Source organism: Neorhizobium populisoli (genome assembly GCF_019430945.1).
Classification (GTDB): domain Bacteria; phylum Pseudomonadota; class Alphaproteobacteria; order Rhizobiales; family Rhizobiaceae; genus Neorhizobium; species Neorhizobium populisoli.
This window is the reverse complement of the sequence record NZ_JAHYCB010000002.1, coordinates 432,126-450,539: the sequence shown is the minus strand read 5'-3', so window position 1 is coordinate 450,539 and position 18,414 is coordinate 432,126. Positions and strand designations below refer to the sequence as shown.

The following is an 18,414-nucleotide window of genomic DNA, read 5'->3' as shown; positions in this document are numbered from 1 at the left end:
AGTTCCGGGGCGGGCGAGTTGAAATGATCACCGTGCGTTGAGTGTCATGCAGCAATCGGCGCGCTTGGTCCCGTAGGCGCATAACCGTGTGGCGGCGCAGAGATTGAGGCGGGAACATCTCCACTTGGAATATCAACGCCAATCCACCGCTCTCGCTCTGTCAGTTTCTGGCGGACTGTTATTTTACTGTCCCTTTGTCCATGCTAGACAACTGCCGAGAATGGGATGTGTAGGATTGGGTATGCAGGTTGTAACTTCACCACTTTGGGCCGCAGTTGTCGGTCTTCCCTACGAAGGAATTTCGCTTCTAACCCAGCTAATCCGTGATGTGCTCCCCGTTGATATACCTGTTGTATCTGAGACGTCTCTTAGAGACTTGCAAAAACAATCGTCTTCTTTTCCGCTCGGCGCGGTCTCAACCTCCGTTGCCAACCTTTTCAGCGTCGGAAAGTTGATCGATGCCGGTGAAAAAATACGCATCATCGCGTTCGTTGACCATCCGGGCAGGTTATTGACCGTACGTCATCCGGATATCTCAGGTCAGTATCGATATTCTTTCGATCATTGTCTTCACCTTGCAGAAAACGGTGTCGCGACCTTGAGTGACCCCGGCATTTTGTACGCCGCAAAACTTATGCGCTCCGTGCTCGGCAGACATCCCCCCACCTTGACTGTGCGATACGAGGATTTGAACCAGCATCCAGAAAAGGTGGCTGAGAGTTTGCGCGCTTTCCTTGTGGAAGGGCGTGCTTCCGACGATGAGAGGAATATTCCGGTTCCCGCTCTCTTCGATGCAACCACGGAAGATGTAGCAAGAATTGTACGGCAGTTTCGTCTCGCGCCCGAGCTGTTCGACGTAGCAAAGCGCTGGGGCTACAGCGATGACCGATCGTGGTTTAAGACCATGTCGGCCAGTTCATCTGCTGCCTCGGAAGATAGGCCCGGAACAATCGTGGCGTATTACACCCAGGGAACGCGTTACGAGAGGGAGGCTCATCGGATGATGGCGTCCCTGAGCAGACTTGGCCTTCCTATAGCCTTGTCCGCGGTCGATGATGCGGGCGGATGGCTCGCCAATGTGCGTCGCAAGCCTCATTTCCTCAAGGAGAGGCGGAATCAGCTTGTCGGCCCATTATTGTACGTGGATGTCGATGCGGTGGTTCATTCCGATCCTTGGCCTTATCTGCACGGCTACACGGGTGATATTGCCGTAGCCGGACATCACGGCAAGAACTACATCAGCGGAACCATACTTATAAATGATACGGAAGGAGCCAGAGCCTTTCTGGAGGAGTGGTGCTCCGATCAGTCTTCCAAACCCGAAGCTTGGGATCAGCACAGTCTGCATGATGTTGTAATCGCAAATTCTATGCGGAGCCCGCAAGCCTTTAGGGTGGAGCATCTTCCGCCGGCAATGTGCATGGTGTTCGACCGCCGTTTCTCGCAGCCCGTGACGCCTGTTATCGAGCATTTGCAGGCAAGTCGGGAGGAAAAGAAGGCGGTGGATAACGAAGGGGTATCAGCCCTTCTCCTTGATAAACGACATGCCCGGTTATCTGAGCTCGAAGCTGAGTTGGGTTTGTCGAAGAACTCGAACACTCCGGTTTTACAGTCTGCATATCGTGATCTTAAGGTCGACGATCGCATTTCCCGTACTGCCAAACTATCAGTTCAGCACGAAAGCGATATCGCGCGATGGGCAGACAAGGTAAATTTATTGTCGCAGTGGTCAGGCCGCGCCGAGATAGTGGCCTCCCTTATAGACGCACCTGATGTCGTATTGGATCTCGGTTGCGGAGGGATGGACCTAGAACGGCACCTAAAGCCCGGGGTGACATATCAACCCTCTGACATTGTTTCGCGAGACGCGAGAACCATAGTTTGCGATCTTAATAAGGGGGAGCTTCCCGATATCAAGGCGTCGGTCGTGTCGATGCTCGGCGTCCTTGAGTATATTCATGATCCGAAACTGCTTCTTGATCGCCTGGCGGTAAAATGGCCAAGGCTTCTCGTCACGTATTATCCTACGGACTTCGATGGCAAGCGTGACCGGTCCGCTCACGGATGGTTTAGCGCGTTGTCTTCTGCCGGCCTCGTGTCGATTGCTGTAAGCGCCGGCTACGATCTCAAATCGATCGTTCCGAGTAGCGACAGCCGCGAGAGAATATATTTGTTTCAAAGCAATCGGTGCCCATCGTGACCACAGGCAACATATATCGGCGAGATAAGACGAATGTGGGAGATTGGTACTGCGCTCCCTGTCGATATTTTCAGCTCCCGGACGCTGAAGGCGATATCCTGGATCTCGACAACGTCTCCCTTGCGCCGCATGTGATCGTTGGCGGTGGTGGTCTCATAGCGAAGACTTTTCATCCGTTCATGGAAAAGCTCGTGGCGCGCAAGCCGGAAATGCAGTCTCTGGTAGCATGGGGAATTGGCGAGTCGGAAAATATCGACAAGACCGGCAAAATTGTCCTGCCGTACGACGGAGACTATCCTGCTTATCTGAAAGCATTTGATCTTGTTGGGGTGCGGGATTTCGGTACCGCTTATCGGTGGGTTCCTTGCGCGAGCTGCATGTCTGAGCTCTTCGATACGGACTATGCCGTCACAACCGAGATATGCGTCTACGAACATAAACGAATCCCGCTCGGCATCTCGGGTTTTCCCACGATCTCCAACAGTGGCGATGACTTGCAGGCTGTGCTGCGTTTCTTAGGGTCGGCTCATCTCGTCATCACCAACTCCTATCACGGAGCCTATTGGGCCACGTTACTTGGCCGGCGCGTGATCGTGATACCTTCCATGTCAAAGCTTTATCGCTTCGCTCATGCTCCTGTCATTTGCACGGCCCAGGACTGGGCAAAATATGTCGGGGTGACGCAGCAATATCCGAATGCCCTTGCTGAAAGCAGGGAGGCGAACCTCGCCTTTTATAAGGATGTTCTATCATTACAGGCAAACAAGTGATGGTCGCGGAGGACCGTTTACACCCATCCTCCGCATTTCATTTGGCAGGCTTGAGGCCTAATAATCGGCTATTCCCGCGCCCGATCTTCCACCTCGGCCGAGCTCTTCCAGAATGCGATCGGGCTTGATCTCCGTGGTCGCCTGCTGGCGGTCGGTCAGTATGCCGGGCTGTCACTTATCTTGCTAGACGTAACTGTCGCATCATCGCGCTCATAGGAGCTGATGCCGACGGTAAGTGGGTCTATTCAGACCGATCTCCGAGCCCTTAATCAAATGAACGCATACAAGGCGACTACACCGACTGATCGCGCTTTCGTCGAGCACATCGCCCGGCAGTTTGCCGCGCTGCGCGGAGACAGCAGCGCCCGCAGTCAATCTTAGCTTCGCGCTTCAGCTGTCCCGGCAGGGCGTCCCGGAAAAGACGACGGCCTGTTCACCGTGGGAATGGGGACCAATCCAATGGCGAATATCATGGTGACGATTTTTAATAGACATGAGCAAAAACGAAAAAAGCCCGCTATAGCGGGCTTTTCGGCTGGTCGGAGTGGCAAGATTCGAACTTGCGACCCCCACGTCCCGAACGTGGTGCGCTACCAGACTGCGCTACACTCCGTGACCAGCGGCGCCTCTATAGACCAGCATTTTTCATTCCACAAGCGCTTGTCATGAAAAATTTGCGACAAGATCGGTTTCGCCACCCCCGTCGTTACGGAAAGCCTTCAAAGCCGGGCGTTGCAAAAAAGCGGCGCGGCAAAAATTTGATGTTGATGGCGCCATTCCGCAGCTTCTGGACCTCGCGAAGCCAGTGCGAAATCTGATAGTGCGAGTTATCCGATATGCCTCCCGGGCGACAGCTCCACAAAGGAATTGCAAAACCATGAACCGCCGCGTCATCGCATCGACCGCTCTTTTTGCCCTTGGCCTCACGGCCTGCACCACCGTGAGCGTTGCCAGCAACGCGATCGAGTCGCGCTGGGTCGGCCATTCCGCCGGCGAATTCTTCGCCAAATACAGCCCGCCGCTCAGCGACAGCAGCGACGGCTCGTCCACCGTCTACAATTGGCGTGGCGGCTATAACCGCATCAAGCTGCAGAACGGCAGCACGTCGAGCGTCAGCTGCTCGGCCAAGATCACCGTCTCCGACAACTATACGATCCGCAGCATTTCGATCGTTTCCGACCGTCCGGGCGCCACCAGCCCGAGCTATTGCACGGAACTGCTGACGGCCAAGTAACAAGCCGGTTCGATTTGCGCATTCAAAAGCCCGGCGTCACCATCGGCGCCGGGCTTTGTATTTCGGGCAATAAATCCCAACCGCGCGCGACGCCGGCGCGTCGATGAGCGGCAACCTGAAACTACAATTTGTTAAGCTGGAAGGAACATGGCTGGGGCGCCAGGATTCGAACCTGGGAATGCCGGTACCAAAAACCGGTGCCTTACCGCTTGGCGACGCCCCAGCATGATGCGGACGGCAAATCGGAATGTGTCGCCCGCGAGGTGGCTTCCTCTAGCAAAGCTTCATCCATGCGGCAATGCGCCGTGACGGTTTTTTGAAGATTTCCCGGCATGCGTCGTGCTAGAGCTGCGGGCGCCGGTCCATCTGCGGCGGCGAACCCGACCGAAGACAATCGAAATGCCGATGGAGCAGCCCATGGCGGAAGACGATGATGCAAGCCAACCCGCCTTCGATATGACCTTCACGCCTCATTACGGTACTGCCATCGACGTCGCGAATGGCATTCAGCGGCTGACCGTCAATAATCCCTCGCCTTTCACCTTCCATGGCACGAATACTTATATTGTCGGCGGCGCCTCGGTTGCTGTCATCGATCCCGGTCCGGAAAGTGACGCGCATTTCGAAGCGCTGATGGCGGCGCTGAAGGGCCGCGAGGTATCGCATATCCTCGTAAGCCACACCCACCGCGACCACTCGCCGCTTGCCCGCCGCCTGAAGGATGCGACCGGCGCACCGACGGTGGCGGAAGGGCCGCACCGCCCCTCGCGCCCGCTGCATGCCGGAGAGGTCAATCCGTTCGCGGAAAGCTCGGACATGGATTTCATGCCCGATATCGTACTGCCGGACGGCGCGACGTTGGAGGGAGACGGCTGGGCTCTGACCGCCGTGCATACGCCGGGCCATACGGCAAACCACTCGGCCTTTGCGCTTGAAGGCACGGATATCCTGTTTTCCGCCGATCACATCATGGCATGGGCGACGACGATCGTTGCGCCTCCGGATGGGTCGATGGCGGATTTCATGGCCTCGCTGGAAAAACTGCTCGCCCGCGACGACCGGCTTTTCCTGCCCGGTCACGGCGGCCCTGTGAAGGAGCCCGCCTCTTTCCTGCGAGGTCTTCGGACCCATCGGCGGATGCGCGAGCGCGCAGTGCTGGAGCGCATCAGGGTGGGCGACCGGCTGATCCCGGACATGGTGAAGGTGATCTATGCCACGACCGATCCGCGCCTGCATGGCGCGGCCGCACTCTCCGTGCTGGCACATCTCGAAGACCTGGTCGAAAAAGGCAGGGTCGTCACCGACGGACCACCGTCTTTGACGGGCGCCTACGATCTCGCCTAGCGCAATTCCGGCGAAAGCGGAAAGGTTCTAGTTTCCGGCGATACCCAGAAGCTCGGTGTCCAGCCTGTCCAGAAAGTCTTCGGCAATCTGCTCGCCTATGCCCAGATCATGCGCGCCGTAACGCGGCGCCACGCGGATATCGACCGACGTGGTTTCCGCATCCTCCCGCAGGCGGATGACGACATCGAAGCGCAGCCCGAAGACAAGCGTGCGCGTCTCGCCCTGCAGCAGCACATCGCCGGCATTGCCGAAGACCGGCGTCAGCGAGGGTTGGGGGCGCGGCAGCGGAATGGGGGCGACATCGGGCACCGGCGCCTGTTCGTCCTGCGGCGCGGGACGTTCGGAAATATCCGGCTGCACCAGCTCGATCCCCTGCTTGCGGGTAATGCCGATGCGCGCCGAAGGAAGCGCCTTCTGGACGCCTTCGTAGACACGGTCGAGCGCGCCTTCGTAACGACGGCCGGTCAGCCCCGGATAGGCGGAAAACTGTATCCGCCGGTCCGCCGAGGTGACGTTGACCGGGCGCGGCAGCCATTGCTGCCTGGCCTTCGGCTCGGCGACCCATGCCGGTGCATCGGTGAGGTCTGTCGAGATGTCGTAAAGCGCCGGCAGGGTGTAATAATAGAAGGCGCCCGTCGCCACCACACCCAGCGGCACCGCCGCATAGACCAGCCCCTTGGCGGCTGCGACGCCGCCTTCCGCGCCCACCTGCCATAACCTGGCCAGCCCCATCAGCGACAAGGGCACCGAGGCGAGCGCGATTGCGGCCGAGAGGAAAAGCAAGGCCAGGAAATCGGGCGTCGTCAATGGGCCGAAGCGGTGCGCAAGCGCTGCGATCAGAAACAGGACCAGCGCCGAAATGCCGAGCCGGCGCGCCGCCGTGGCGGAATGGGAAACTGGCCGGACGAAACGAACGGTCATGGGATTGGGACGTGCTCCATGGCGAAAGCGCTGCATCCTGTGTAGAACAGCTTGTCCGGGAATGAAATCCTTGAAGATTTATCCCGGCATATGAATGGGAGTTCTCGCCATGCGCTTTCGCCGCCTCGTCCTCATTGCAGCCCTTGCCGGCCCTCTTGCCGCCTGCCAGACCGTGACGCCGGAGGAGCGGCGCGCCGCAGACGAACGCACCTGCGCCGGTTACGGTTTCCGCACCCATACCGATGCCATGGCCCGCTGCCTGCTCGATCTCGACCTCGACCGCCGCGCCGATAGCCGCGCCTTCCAGGCAAGGACGGAACGGATGCTGTGGGCTCCGCCAATGATCGTGGAGCGGCGGGTGATTGTCAGGCGACCTTGAACAAAGGGACCGCAGACCTGGCCTCTCGCTTGGGCTCGAAGCCTTCATCGCTCTTCGCCCCTCATTTCGTCACAATTGTTTGAAGAGATTTACCTATCGACAGCTTGTTCGCGTTCGGGCGCCGCGATACGGAATGTCAACCTTAGGATTTAAGACCTCTCGCACACGGGTGTTCCATGCAGATGAACGATATGACCATGACCAGGCGCGCACTTCTCGGCGGCGTTGCCGTGACCGCGCTTTGCCTCGCGCTACCGCTTGGCGCTTCCCAGGCCTTTGCGCAGGAAATGCCGGAAAGCCAGGGCGATGTGGACATGGCCGCCGCGCTGAAGCCGGGCGCGCTGCCGGAAATGACGCTGGGTGATGAAAAGGCGCCGATCCAGGTGATCGAATATATGTCGATGACCTGCCCGCATTGCGCCAACTTCCACAACAAGACCTTCGATGCCATCAAGACCAAGTATGTCGACACCGGCAAGGTCCGCTTCATCATCCGCGAATTCCCGTTCGACCCGGTCGCGACGGCTGCTTTCATGCTGGCCCGCTGCAACCCGCAGGACACGAAGCAGCTTTCGGCACCGCAGCAGTATTTCGCCATGGTCTCGATGCTCTTCAAGCAGCAGCGCGCCTGGGCGGCTCCGGCTGACAACAATGTGCGCAATGCACTGCTCCAGAGCGTCAAACTGGCAGGTTACTCACAGCAGACTTTCGAGTCCTGCTTGACGAACCAGAAGCTTCTCGATGATGTGAACGGAACTGCCAAGCGTGGTGCGGACGAATTCGGCGTAAATTCGACGCCGACCTTCCTCATCAACGGCAAGAAGTATTCGGGAGACATGTCGGTTGAATCCATGTCGAAGCTTTTCGACAGCCTTGCTTAAGGATGAGCGGCAAAGCGCCACTCGCCTTCGACCACGTGTGACTCTGCGAGCGCATCAAGTACCCCCCTCTGCTCTGCCAGGTAGAGGGGGGTACGCTTCCCCAGCGTGCGCCTCATGAAATTCAACAAGCTCCGCGTCGTCGGCTTCAAGTCCTTCGTCGAACCGACGGAATTCATCATCGAGCGTGGATTGACCGGCGTGGTCGGCCCGAACGGCTGCGGCAAGTCGAACCTTGTCGAAGCGCTGCGCTGGGTAATGGGGGAAAATTCCTACAAGAACATGCGCGCGTCCGGCATGGACGATGTGATCTTTTCGGGTTCCGGCAACCGCCCGGCCCGCAATACGGCCGAGGTTGGCCTGTATCTCGACAATGCCGACCGCACGGCGCCGGCCGCCTTCAACGATGCCGACGAAATCCAGGTGACGCGCCGCATCGAGCGCGAGAACGGTTCGGTCTACCGCATCAACGGCAAGGAAGCGCGCGCCAAGGATGTGCAGCTGCTGTTTGCCGATGCCTCGACCGGCGCCCGCTCGCCGTCGATGGTCGGTCAGGGCCGGATCGGCGAACTTATCCAGGCGAAACCGCAGGCCCGCCGCCAGCTGCTGGAAGAGGCAGCCGGCATTTCCGGTCTGCATTCCCGCCGTCACGAGGCGGAGCTTCGCCTGCGCGCCGCCGAAGGCAATCTCGAACGCCTCGACGACGTGCTGTCGCAGCTTGAAAGCCAGATCGAGAGCCTGAAACGGCAAGCCCGCCAGGCGAACCGCTTCAAGATGCTGTCGGCCGAAATCCGCTCCCGCGAGGCGATGCTGCTGCATGTCCGCTGGGTGCAGGCGCGCGATGCCGAGGCGGAAGCCGAAAGCGCGCTGAACCAGATCACCGTCGTCGTCGCCGAAAAAGCGCAGGCGCAGATGGAAGCCGCCAAGCAGCAAGGCATTGCCAGCCTGAAACTGCCGGAACTGCGCGAGGAAGAAGCCAAGGCAGGTGCTGCCCTGCAGCGCCTGCAGATCGCCCGCGGCCAGCTGGAGGAAGAGGCGAACCGCCTGTTGAAGCGTCGCGACGAGCTGACCCGTCGGCTCTCCCAGCTTGCCGAAGACATTCGCCGCGAGGAACAGCTTGCGGCCGACAATACCGCCTTTCTCGACAAACTCGACCAGGAAGAGGCCGAGCTGAACGAGATGCTGGCCGATTCCGGCGCGGAAGCCGACGAACTCCGTGAAGCGTTCGAGGCGGCCGCCGCTTCGCTTGCCGAGAGCGAAAGGCTGTTTACCGCGATCACTGCCGAACGCGCCGAGGCAGCCGCCGGCCGCAACCAGCTCGAACGACTGATCCGCGATCTTGCCGAGCGCCACCAGCGCCTCGACCGCCAGCTTGCCGAGGCGGGCGGCGAACTCGATGCGATCAACGACAGGCTTTCCGGGCTCGACGATCCGATCGAAAAGCGTGAGGCGGTGGAAGCTGCCGAGATCGCTGTGGAAGACGCCGCGATCATTGCCGAAGAAGTCGAGGCCGCTTTGGCGCTGACCCGCGCCAACGAGATGCTGGCCCGCGGCCCGGTCGAGGCTGCCCGTTCGGCGCTGAACGGGCTGGAAACCGAGGCCCGCACGATCCGCAAGATGCTCGCTGCCAGCGCCGTTTCCGACGATTTTATCGGCGTGGCGGAAATGATCCGTGTCGATCGCGGTTACGAGGCGGCGCTTGGAGCCGCACTCGGCGACGATCTGGAAAGCCCGGTCGATAACGCCGCCCCCACCTATTGGGTCCTGAACGGCGACAGTTCGGACGATCCGGCACTGCCGCAGGGTGCCGAACCGCTTTCCGCCCGCGTTACTGCACCACCGGAGCTTGCCCGCACGCTCGCCCAGATCGGCGTCGTCACTGCCGCCGATGCGCAGCGGCTGATGCCGCTTCTGAAGCCCGGACAGCGGCTGGTGACCAAGGATGGTGCGATCCATCGCTGGGATGGACATGTGACCGGCTCGGAGGCGCCGGGTGCGGCGGCCCTTCGCCTTTCCCAGAAGAACCGCCTTTCCGAACTCGAAGCGGAAATCGACGACGCGCGCATCGTCGTTTCCGAAACCGAAGCAGCGCTTGCCGAAGCGGGTACGGAAATCGCCGCCCGCGAACGGCAGCTTTCGGAAGCCCGCGATCGCAGCCGCATGGCCGCCCGCCAGCTTTCCGAGGCGCGCGATGCGCTTGCCGCTGCCGAGCGCGCCGCGGGCGATTTGACCCGCCGCCGCGATGTGGTGACGGAAGCGCTAAACCAGCTCAATGCGCAGATCGAGGATCTCGGTATTCAGGAAGAGAATGCCCGCGCCGAGCTCGAGGACGCGCCGGATATTTCCGATATCGACAACCGGCTGCGCGAACAGCAGATGCTGGTCGCCACCGATCGCGGCCTGCTGGCCGAAGCGCGTGCCCGCTACGAAGGGCTGAGCCGCGAGACGGAAGCCCGCAAGCGGCGCATCGCGGCGATCGCCCAGGAACGCGCCTCCTGGAATACGCGCGCCGCCAGCGCCGCCGAGCATATTGCCAGCCTGCGCGAGCGCGAAGACGAGGCGCGCGAGGAAATCGCCGATCTCGAGGCCGCACCGGAAGAATTCGACGACAAGCGCCGGGCGCTGATTTCCGAGTTGCAGAAGGCCGAGGACCAGCGCCGTGCCGCCTCCGACCGGCTGGCCGAGGCCGAGACCCGCCAGCGCGACACCGACCGCATCGCCGCCACCGCGCTTTCCGAACTGGCTGAAGCCCGCGAACGGCGCGGTCGCGCCGAAGAACGTCTGGTGTCCGCCGCCGAAAAGCGGCACGACAGCGAAAACCGCATCCGCGAGACGCTGAATGCGGCGCCTCATGAGGTCTTCCGTCTGACGGGCCTGAAGCCCGACGCGCCGATGCCGGATATCCGCGAGATCGAACGCGAAGTGGACCGGTTCCGCATGGAGCGGGAGCGCTTGGGTGCCGTCAATCTACGCGCAGACGAGGAACAGAAAGAGCTTTCCGACAAGCTCGACACCCTGATGCGCGAGCGCGCCGACGTGATCGACGCGATCCGCAAGCTGCGCGGCGCGATCCAGAGCCTCAACCGCGAAGGCCGGGAGCGGCTGCTCGCCGCCTTCGACGTGGTCAACGAGCAGTTCAAGCGGCTGTTCACCCATCTCTTCGGGGGCGGTACGGCCGAACTGCAGCTGATCGAATCGGACGATCCGCTGGAAGCCGGCCTCGAAATCCTCGCCCGTCCGCCAGGCAAGAAGCCGCAGACCATGACGCTTCTGTCCGGTGGCGAGCAGGCATTGACGGCAATGGCGCTGATCTTTGCGGTTTTCCTCACCAATCCGGCGCCGATCTGCGTGCTTGACGAAGTGGATGCACCGCTAGACGACCACAATGTGGAACGTTACTGCAATCTGATGGATGAGATGGCGGCTTCTACCGAAACCCGCTTCATCATTATTACCCACAATCCCATCACCATGGCCCGCATGAACCGCCTTTTCGGCGTCACAATGGCCGAGCAAGGTGTGTCCCAGCTGGTTTCCGTGGATCTGCAGACTGCAGAGCTTCTGCGCGAAGCAAGCTGAGCAATTTACCCTTTTATGTAAAAATGCTCACGATCTACGTAGAATCACCCATATGGGGGATGTGGTTTTGCGTATAATGCTATTTGATAAAACATGAGTTGGAACGGCGGTTCCACTTTCGGGCGCCTCCAGGCCCGGTGAACGAGTTTCCTACCCCCCGTTCGGGTTTCCTGTCCCGGACGGAAAGCTTTGCGGGGCCGCCTGTGATCCGGCCCCGCAAAGCTTTGTTTCTCCCGGCACAATTATTGCTATTCCATGCTCTTGTTGCACTGCAACATAATCCTGCCTTCATCCGTTTCCAAACCGTCATAAAACAGGTAGTTATGACGCAGAACGGCTGCGTCGGGGTGGAGAGCAGGCAATGTCGAAATGGGTCTATCGCTTCGGCGGCGGCAAGGCCGAGGGCCGGGCTGCGGATGTCGAGCGGCTTGGCGGCAAGGGCGCCAATCTGGCAGAGATGGCGAGCCTCGGCCTGCCTGTGCCCCCCGGCCTGACGATCGTTGCCGATGCCTGCAGCTTTTATTTCAAGAACGGCCGCTCGCTTCCCGAAGGTTTGAAGGAACAGGTGCTGGACGGCATTTCCGCGATGGAAGGCCTGACGGGACGCACCTTCGGCGGCGCGGTTAAGCCGCTGCTCCTTTCCATCCGCTCAGGCGCCCGCGCCTCGATGCCCGGCATGATGGACACGGTTCTCAATCTCGGCCTCAATGACGAGACGGTGCAGGCGCTCGGCCATGATGCCGGCGACGCGCGTTTTGCCTGGGATACCTATCGCCGCTTCGTGCAGATGTATGCCGATGTCGTCATGGGTCTCGACCACGAGGTGTTCGAAGAAATCCTGGAAGACGAAAAGGCACGGCTCGGCCACGATTACGATACGGAGCTTTCCGCCGTCGAGTGGCAGCATATCGTCTCGCTCTACAAGGCGATGATCGAGGAGGAACTCGGCGAGAGCTTTCCGCAGGATCCGCATGTGCAGCTGTGGAAGGCGATCGCTGCGGTCTTTTCCAGCTGGATGAACCATCGTGCCATCACCTATCGCACGCTGCACCGCATTCCGGAGGAATGGGGCACGGCGGTGAATGTACAGGCGATGGTGTTTGGTAATCTCGGCTCGTCTTCGGCAACCGGCGTCGCCTTCACCCGTAATCCCTCGACAGGCGAAAAGGCGCTTTACGGCGAATTTCTCGTCAATGCCCAGGGCGAGGACGTGGTGGCCGGCATCCGTACGCCGCAATCGATCACCGAGGAAGGCAGGCAGGCTTCCGGCTCCGACAAGCCGTCGATGGAAAAGCTGATGCCGGAGGCCTTTGCCGAGTTCACGGCGATCTGCGACCGGCTGGAAGCGCATTACTGCGATATGCAGGACATGGAATTCACCATCGAGCGCGGCAAGCTGTGGATGCTGCAGACCCGTTCCGGCAAGCGCACCACCCGTGCGGCGATGAAGATCGCTGTCGACATGGTGGCGGAGGGGGTGATCTCCGAAGAGGAGGCCGTCTGCCGCATCGAGCCTGCATCGCTCGACCAGCTTCTCCACCCGACCATCGATCCGCGCGTCGAGCGCCACGTGGTCGGCTCCGGCCTGCCGGCCTCGCCGGGGGCAGCGACGGGGGAGATCGTCTTCACTTCCGAAGAGGCGGTCGAGGCGGAGGCGGAAGGCCGCAAGGTCATTCTCGTTCGCATCGAGACCAGCCCGGAAGACATTCACGGCATGCATGCCGCCGAAGGCATTCTCACCACCCGCGGCGGCATGACCAGCCATGCGGCGGTCGTCGCCCGAGGCATGGGCATTCCCTGCGTCGTCGGTGCGGGGTCGATGCGTGTCGACATGCGCAACGAATTGCTGATCGGCACAGGCGTCTCGCTGAAGCGCGGCGACACGATCACCATCGACGGCTCTTCCGGCCAGGTGCTGAAGGGTGCCGTATCGATGATCCAGCCGGAACTTTCCGGCGATTTCGGCAAGCTGATGCTCTGGGCCGACAAGGCCCGCCGCATGACGGTGCGCACCAATGCGGATACGCCGCAGGATGCGCGCGCGGCCCGTTCCTTCGGGGCTGAAGGCATCGGCCTTTGCCGCACCGAGCATATGTTCTTCGAAGGCGAGCGCATCCATGCGATGCGCGAGATGATCCTGGCCGAAGACGAAAAGGGCCGGCGCGCAGCACTTGCCAAGCTCCTGCCGTTCCAGCGTTCGGATTTTACCGAACTGTTCGAGATCATGCACGGCCTGCCGGTGACGATCCGTCTTCTGGACCCGCCGCTGCACGAATTCCTGCCGAAAAGCGAGGCGGAGATTGCCGACGTGGCAAAGGCGATGGGCATGCCGCCGGCATTCCTTGCCCGCCGCATCGATGCCATCCACGAGTTCAACCCGATGCTCGGCCATCGCGGTTGCCGGCTGGCGATTTCCTATCCGGAGATCGCCGAGATGCAGGCCCGCGCCATCTTCGAGGCGGCGGTTGCCGCCGGCGAGAAGACCGGCGAACCGGTGGAGCTGGAAATCATGGTGCCGCTCGTCAGCCTGCGCAAGGAGCTCGATTATGTGAAGGGCGTCATCGACCGGGTGGCGGAGGATGTTGCGAAGGAAAGCGGCGTGCCGATCGCCTATCTCGCCGGCACTATGATCGAGCTGCCGCGCGCCGCGATCCGGGCCCATGTGATCGCCGAAACGGCGGAATTCTTCTCCTTCGGCACCAACGACCTGACGCAGACGACGTTCGGCATCTCCCGCGACGATGCAGCCGCCTTCATCCCGACCTATCAGCGCAAGGGCATCATCGAGCACGACCCGTTCATCTCGCTCGATTTCGATGGCGTCGGCGAGCTGATCCAGATGGCGGCGGAACGCGGCCGGCGCACCCGCAACGACCTGAAACTCGGCATCTGCGGCGAACACGGCGGCGACCCGACGTCGATTAGGTTCTGCGAGGATGCGGGGCTGGATTACGTGTCGTGTTCGCCGTTCCGCGTACCGATCGCAAGACTGGCGGCGGCGCAGGCGGCGATTGGAAAACGGCGATAGGCCTTACATGTGCGTTTCAGGCTTTGCGCTTCTTCTGCAGCACCGCCGTGCCGAGCCTTTCGACCGCCTTGCGCAGCGCCTCGCTCTCGATCCCTTCTATCATGCCCTCCAGCCGCTTCGCCGCCTCGCCCTTCAGCGGCGGCGGCTTTCTTGGATGGCGGAAGGTCTGCGATACGGGTTTCTGGACGATGCGGATCTGGCGGACGGCCGGAAAACCAAAGAAGCCGTTGATACGGGCAATCAGCTCGCCCTGGGCGTGGGTGAGGAAAAGCGCCCTCGCCCCTTCGCAGGCGATCGTCAAGACGCCGGGCTGATGGCCGCCGCCGGAGCCCGTGCCTTCGTCGCGGCGCGGCCAGGCAATCTTCTCCGGCCGCGTGCAATCGGCGAATTCCTCGCCGGCGATCTCGTCCCAGGAGCCGAGCAAAGCCGTCGAAATGCCGGCGCGACGGGCCAGCACCGGATCAATGATGCCGTTCGCCACTTCGGCAATCTGCTGCTCGCGCTTCTTGGGATAATTCATCTTGGATAACTCAGGATACCCGATGGGTTACGCGCCCTATTCATCTCCAGCATCCTTGAAGCCGGCGCAATCTTCTCTCAAGTATATGCGATATCCCTCCATCACGGCAAACGATGCTCCAGACCTCTCCCCTCACCCATGCACAGAAATTACCGGGACAGCTGCTCGCCTGGTACGACCGGCATCACCGGGAGCTGCCATGGCGGGTGAGCCCGGCTGCGGCGAAGGCGGGAAAACGGGCCGATCCCTACCATATCTGGCTGTCGGAAGTGATGCTGCAGCAGACGACGGTGCAGGCGGTAAAACCTTATTTCGCCAAGTTTCTAGGGCTCTGGCCTGAGGTCACCGATCTCGCGGCAGCACCTGTGGATGACGTCATGGCGGCCTGGGCGGGGCTTGGCTATTACGCCCGCGCCCGCAATCTGAAGAAATGTGCCGAGGCCGTCGCTTCGGAACATGGTGGATTGTTTCCCGACACCGAAGACGGCCTGCGAGCGCTTCCCGGCATCGGCGACTATACCTCGGCAGCGGTTGCGGCGATCGCATTCAATCGACAATCGGCGGTGATGGACGGCAATGTGGAGCGCGTCATTTCGCGGCTTTACGCGATCGATGCGCCGCTTCCGGGCTCCAAGCCGCTGATGAAGGCGAAGGTCGCCGAGCTGACGCCGGCAGACCGGCCCGGCGATTTCGCGCAGGCGATGATGGATCTCGGTGCGACGATCTGCACGCCGAAACGGCCGGCCTGCGCGCTCTGTCCCTTCCGCGACGACTGTCTGGCCTTTGCCGGGCACGATCCGGAGCGTTTTCCGGTGAAGGCGGCGAAGAAGGACAAGCCGGTGCGGCTGGGGGCGGCCTTCGTGGCGGTGACGCCGGATGGCGAGATCCTGCTGCGTCGCCGTGTCGCGAGCGGGCTTTTGGGCGGCATGACCGAGGTTCCGACGACCGCCTGGACCTCTCGCATCGACGGCGGTTCGACGGTAGATCACGCGCCCTTTCAGGCCGACTGGGAGGCTTGCGGCACCGTCACGCATGTCTTCACCCATTTCGAGCTCCGCCTCTCGATCTTCCGGGCGCAGACGCCGAAAGTGATCGTCGACGACGGATGGTGGGAGCCGGTTGCCAATCTAGAGGCCCAGGCCCTGCCGACTGTGATGAAAAAAGCCATTGCCCAAGCTATTCCACTGGCTTTCGTCTAAACCGAAGCTTCCACCCAAATCGCGCAATCCATCTCAAAGAGGAAATTCATGGCGGCCAAGATCGACCACATCGTCTTCGACATCGGCAAGGTTCTGATCCATTACGATCCCAACCTGCCCTATAGCCGCATCATTCCGGACGAAGCCGAACGCCAGTGGTTCTTCGCCAATGTCTGCACCCATGAATGGAACCTCGAACAGGATCGCGGCCGGAAATGGGAAGATGCCGAAGCGCTGCTGATCGCCGACCATCCGGCGCATGCGGACAATATCCACGCCTTCCGCACATACTGGCACGAGATGGTGCCGCATGCCTATGACGGCTCGGTCGCCATCATGGAAGGTCTGATCGGCAAGGGCCGCGACGTGACGATGCTGACCAATTTCGCCGCCGATACGTTCGTGCAGGCGCGAAAAATGTTTCCGTTTCTGGACAAGCCACGCGGCGTCACGGTGTCGGGCGAAATCGGCCTGATCAAGCCGGATGTGGCGATCTACGAGAAACATGCCCGCGACTTCGGGCTGACGCCGGAAGCGACGATCTTCATCGACGACAGCTATCCGAACGTAGAAGGCGCGCGGGCCGCCGGCTGGCAGGCCGTGCATTTCAAGGACCCGGAAACACTGCGAAAGGACCTGATCGCGCACGGGATCGATATCTGACGATAAGCGGCGAGCGCGATCGGCGCTTTCGTTGCTCGCCCTTTTCATGGCGCCAAAGATCTGCGCAGCAGTAGCGTTCGATATGCTGTCAGAGAATCCAGGTGCCGCTGCAGACCCGTCCGAGCACCGTCAGGTCCATTATTTTATGCTTTTCCAGCAATTGCGGGCGATAGCGCGTAACGTTGTCGGGCAGCAGTTCGATATCGCCGCTGGGTAGCCGTTGGATACGGCGAAGCAATACTTCGCCATCCACGTCGAAAGCGTAGATGCGTCCGTCCTGCAGCTTGCGGTCGCTGGTATCGACCAAGAGCGGCGCGCCGTCGAATATGGTCGGCGCCATGCTGTCACCCTTGGCCGACAATATCCGCAGATTGGCCGGATCGACCTCTATCCTGGCCAGAAAGGCCTGCGGAATGGCGACCAGAATATCCGTGTATCGGCTTGATTGGCCGCCGGGCGTGCGGATTTCGTCATATCCCGGAATGATGATGCGGTCGGGAATATCCAGAAAGGGAGAGGCCTCCCCCAGCGCGGAAACCTCCGAGAAGCCGGTGTAAGACGGTTCCGGCGACAGAACCCGTATCTCGCCGCCCTCGAATGACCAGTCGTGTCCCAGAAATTCGATCGGCACTCCCGCATGTTCGGCCATGGCATTCAGGGTGCTGTGGCGCGGTTCAGTACGGCCATGGCGATAGTTGTCGAGCGTGTTGTCCTTGAGGTCCAGCAATTCCACGACCCGGCCCCGGCCGCCAAGAAGTTCGCAGAGAATCAACACCTTGATTGCCGTTGCGCGGCGACGGTCGTCGAGACCCGCCCAGTTCTGCGAAAACTTGCTGAGTGCTTTTTCAATCTTCCGTCTACGCACAGGATCATGAACAGGAATGTGCATTTTCTGAACTCACAAGCCGAAATTCAATTTACAGGTGAATTTTTTTGGACTAATTTCCCTGCAATATCGCTGTGTTTTTCTTGCGTTGCGGAGATCAGTGACAGCATTTTCTGACATAGGGACGTGCACAACCTGCGATAACTGCTAACTTTCCTATCCACGATACTGAAAAATCAGGCCGCATTACAAGCCGTCATCGACGAAAACAGTCTGCTGCGACAGCAATATACAGAAATGGTCGCTACTATATCCATTGGACGATTGCCCTTCGATGTATGTCCCCAGCAAAACCCAGAATGAATTCGAGGCATCGCAGGAAAATTTCAGCCAGGAATTTCCGTTCGACGTCAAAGATGGATTTACAAAGGCGGTTCATGTGCATCGTGACGGAAATGTCTTCACTGTCACCACGAGATATGCCGACCTCACCATATTCGAAGAGACGCGTGAGGTCTTCGAGGCGGACGGGTCAGTCAATATCGCAACGACGGACAGCGGGGTCTACATTACCTCGTGCCGTTCGATGCTTTCCGATCGCGTCCGGCTGCAGCGTATCAGGTTCTTCTGATGGTGGGAGATGATGCCTCGGACCTATCATCATCGCTTCAGACGATGCCGGCGTTCAAAACGCCAAACATGGGCAATGAGTAAGATTCACAATTAAGCGATGGCGACCGGCTGCAATCGGAGCGCCTGAAAATAAAATGACGCCCGGGGTCAGCCTCCCCGGGCGTCAATTATCCTCGTTCGGGACTAGAGGTACAAAACCGAACAAGGAATTCTGCGACTTGGCTCTCACGAATGGGTTTC

The 18,414-nt window shown here is 60.4% G+C and carries 14 protein-coding genes and 2 tRNA genes; 11 read left to right on the top strand and 5 right to left on the bottom strand.

Annotated elements, in window-relative coordinates; translation table 11 throughout:
• The first annotated feature begins 235 nt into the window (after window positions 1-235).
• Window positions 236-2,200 carry a class I SAM-dependent methyltransferase gene (locus KX729_RS06340; RefSeq protein ID WP_219741579.1) on the top strand — a complete coding sequence of 655 codons (1,965 nt, stop codon included), beginning with the start codon at window positions 236-238 and terminating at the stop codon, window positions 2,198-2,200.
• Window positions 2,197-2,970, top strand: a complete 774-nt coding sequence (locus tag KX729_RS06335) for a glycosyltransferase family protein (protein ID WP_219741578.1) — start codon at window positions 2,197-2,199, stop codon at window positions 2,968-2,970. Before KX729_RS06340 ends, KX729_RS06335 begins: the two co-directional genes overlap by 4 nt.
• Window positions 2,971-3,506: 536 nt before the next feature.
• On the opposite strand, the gene KX729_RS06330 is transcribed toward KX729_RS06335, so the two are convergent.
• A tRNA-Pro gene (locus KX729_RS06330) sits at window positions 3,507-3,583 on the bottom strand.
• Window positions 3,584-3,847: 264 nt separating this feature from the next.
• Between KX729_RS06330 and KX729_RS06325 the strand changes: the two genes are divergently transcribed.
• A complete protein-coding gene (locus KX729_RS06325; RefSeq protein WP_219741577.1) occupies window positions 3,848-4,204 on the top strand; it encodes a hypothetical protein in 357 nt (118 codons plus the stop codon).
• A 148-nt stretch (window positions 4,205-4,352) separates the two neighbouring features.
• Here KX729_RS06325 and KX729_RS06320 read toward each other — a convergent pair.
• Window positions 4,353-4,427 (bottom strand) — tRNA-Gln (locus KX729_RS06320).
• A gap of 194 nt (window positions 4,428-4,621) precedes the next feature.
• On the opposite strand from KX729_RS06320, the gene KX729_RS06315 reads away from it, so the two are divergent.
• A complete protein-coding gene (locus KX729_RS06315; RefSeq protein WP_219741576.1) occupies window positions 4,622-5,548 on the top strand; it encodes an MBL fold metallo-hydrolase in 927 nt (308 codons plus the stop codon).
• Between the two features lie 27 nt (window positions 5,549-5,575).
• On the opposite strand, the gene KX729_RS06310 is transcribed toward KX729_RS06315, so the two are convergent.
• Complete coding sequence (locus KX729_RS06310; RefSeq protein ID WP_219741575.1) at window positions 5,576-6,469, bottom strand: DUF1499 domain-containing protein; 894 nt, start codon at window positions 6,467-6,469, stop codon at window positions 5,576-5,578.
• Between the two features lie 109 nt (window positions 6,470-6,578).
• On the opposite strand from KX729_RS06310, the gene KX729_RS06305 reads away from it, so the two are divergent.
• The 4 genes from KX729_RS06305 (at window position 6,579) to ppdK (ending at window position 14,333) form a co-directional block, all read left to right on the top strand.
• On the top strand, window positions 6,579-6,848 hold the full coding sequence (locus tag KX729_RS06305; protein WP_219741574.1) for a hypothetical protein: 270 nt from the start codon (window positions 6,579-6,581) through the stop codon (window positions 6,846-6,848).
• A 176-nt stretch (window positions 6,849-7,024) separates the two neighbouring features.
• Window positions 7,025-7,729 (top strand): DsbA family protein, encoded by a 705-nt coding sequence (locus KX729_RS06300; protein WP_219741573.1) that lies wholly within the window; start codon window positions 7,025-7,027, stop codon window positions 7,727-7,729.
• A gap of 114 nt (window positions 7,730-7,843) precedes the next feature.
• Window positions 7,844-11,305 (top strand): chromosome segregation SMC family protein, encoded by a 3,462-nt coding sequence (locus KX729_RS06295; protein WP_219741572.1) that lies wholly within the window; start codon window positions 7,844-7,846, stop codon window positions 11,303-11,305.
• 361 nt (window positions 11,306-11,666) lie between these two features.
• Entirely contained in the window at window positions 11,667-14,333 is a 2,667-nt protein-coding gene (gene ppdK / locus KX729_RS06290; RefSeq protein ID WP_219741571.1) for a pyruvate, phosphate dikinase, read from the top strand.
• A gap of 16 nt (window positions 14,334-14,349) precedes the next feature.
• Here ppdK and KX729_RS06285 read toward each other — a convergent pair whose 3' ends face one another.
• Window positions 14,350-14,853: a DUF721 domain-containing protein gene (locus tag KX729_RS06285; protein WP_219741570.1), complete on the bottom strand. Its 504-nt coding sequence runs from the start codon at window positions 14,851-14,853 to the stop codon at window positions 14,350-14,352.
• Window positions 14,854-14,966: 113 nt separating this feature from the next.
• Here KX729_RS06285 and mutY point away from each other — a divergent pair, with 113 nt between their 5' ends.
• Window positions 14,967-16,052, top strand: a complete 1,086-nt coding sequence (gene mutY, locus KX729_RS06280) for an A/G-specific adenine glycosylase (protein ID WP_219741569.1) — start codon at window positions 14,967-14,969, stop codon at window positions 16,050-16,052.
• A 48-nt stretch (window positions 16,053-16,100) separates the two neighbouring features.
• A complete protein-coding gene (locus KX729_RS06275; protein ID WP_219741568.1) occupies window positions 16,101-16,715 on the top strand; it encodes an HAD family hydrolase in 615 nt (204 codons plus the stop codon).
• A gap of 88 nt (window positions 16,716-16,803) precedes the next feature.
• On the opposite strand, the gene KX729_RS06270 is transcribed toward KX729_RS06275, so the two are convergent.
• Window positions 16,804-17,604: a S24 family peptidase gene (locus KX729_RS06270; protein ID WP_219741567.1), complete on the bottom strand. Its 801-nt coding sequence runs from the start codon at window positions 17,602-17,604 to the stop codon at window positions 16,804-16,806.
• A 271-nt stretch (window positions 17,605-17,875) separates the two neighbouring features.
• Between KX729_RS06270 and KX729_RS06265 the strand changes: the two genes are divergently transcribed.
• A complete protein-coding gene (locus KX729_RS06265) occupies window positions 17,876-18,172 on the top strand; it encodes a hypothetical protein (protein ID WP_219741566.1) in 297 nt (98 codons plus the stop codon).
• Window positions 18,173-18,414 lie beyond the last annotated feature (242 nt).